The organism is Clostridium sp. AF29-8BH, from assembly GCF_003478145.1.
GTDB lineage: Bacteria > Bacillota > Clostridia > Lachnospirales > Lachnospiraceae > Otoolea > Otoolea fessa.
Window position 1 is genome coordinate 1,513 of sequence record NZ_QUEL01000049.1, and the last position, 1,490, is coordinate 3,002.

1 rRNA gene (running past one end of the window) is annotated in these 1,490 nt (G+C 50.2%); it reads right to left on the reverse strand.

Features of this window, described 5'->3' with window-relative positions:
- Positions 1–1,490: ribosomal RNA gene (locus DWZ16_RS15110) — 23S ribosomal RNA — on the reverse strand (its annotated part extends 1,472 nt beyond the left edge of the window); the annotation flags it as partial.

A 1,490-nucleotide genomic window follows, 5' to 3' on the forward strand; every position in this document is an offset into this window, starting at 1 on the left:
TTTGCCAGCTTAGCACCTACCTCGCTTGCCCTGGTATCTTCATTCCCAGGTTCCGGTATCTCTCTGTGTCCCCACAGTTCTGATGATATGCAGTACAGGAATTTCAACCTGTTATCCATCGACTACGTCTTTCGACCTCGCCTTAGGCCCCGACTTACCCAGAGCAGATCAGCTTTACTCTGGAAACCTTAGATATTCGGCCTGGAGGATTCCCACCTCCATCTCGCTACTCATTCCGGCATTCTCTCTTCTTAAAAATCCACAGCTCCTTATCGGTACTGCTTCGTCTCTTTAAGAATGCTCCTCTACCAATGTATAATTACATTCCTAAGCTTCGGTGTTGTGTTTTAGCCCCGGACATTTTCGGCGCAGGACCTCTCGACTAGTGAGCTATTACGCACTCTTTGAATGTGTGGCTGCTTCTGAGCCAACATCCTAGTTGTCTTCGAAATCCCACATCCTTTTCCACTTAACACACACTTTGGGACCTTAGCTGTAGGTCTGGGCTCTTTCCCTTTTGACTACCCAACTTATCTCGTGCAGTCTGACTCCCGTACATCATTTATGCGGCATTCGGAGTTTGATATTCTTCGGTAGACTTTGACGCCCCCTAGGAAATTCAGTGCTCTACCTCCGCTAAACTAATACGAGGCTAGCCCTAAAGCTATTTCGAGGAGAACCAGCTATCTCCGGGTTCGATTGGAATTTCTCCCCTATCCACACCTCATCGCCACCCTTTTCAACGGATGTGCGTTCGGTCCTCCATTCCCTTTTACGGGAACTTCAACCTGGACATGGATAGGTCACCCGGTTTCGGGTCTGCACATGCTGACTTTACGCCCTATTAAGACTCGCTCTCGCTTCGGCTCCGGAGCTTTACTCCTTAACCTCGCCAGCATCCGCAACTCGCCGGACCGTTCTACAAAAAGTACGCGGTTGCACCTTAACGTGCTTCCACAGCTTGTAAACACAGGGTTTCAGGTTCTCTTTCACTCCCCTCCCGGGGTCCTTTTCACCTTTCCTTCACAGTACTATGCGCTATCGGTCACTAAGGAGTATTTAGCCTTGGGGGGTGGTCCCCCCGAATTCCCGCAAGGTTCCACGTGTCTCGCGGTACTCTGGATCCTGCCGCTGCTTATCGTTTTCATGTACGAGGCTTTCACTCTCTCTGGCCGGTCTTTCCAGGACCGTTCCATTAACGAATCAGCTCACTTATGCAGTCCGTAACCCCAGAGTGCACGCACTCTGGTTTGGGCTCTTCCCATTTCGCTCGCCGCTACTTTGGGAATCGATGTTTCTTTCTCTTCCTCCGCCTACTTAGATGTTTCAGTTCAGCGGGTTCCCTTCCATACGTTATGTATTGGCGTATGGATGACTGAGGTCTTCTCAGCCGGGTTTCCCCATTCAGATATCTCCGGATCAATGGATATTTGCTCCTCCCCGAAGCTTTTCGCAGCTTATCACGTCTTTCATCGGCTCTTAGTGCCAAG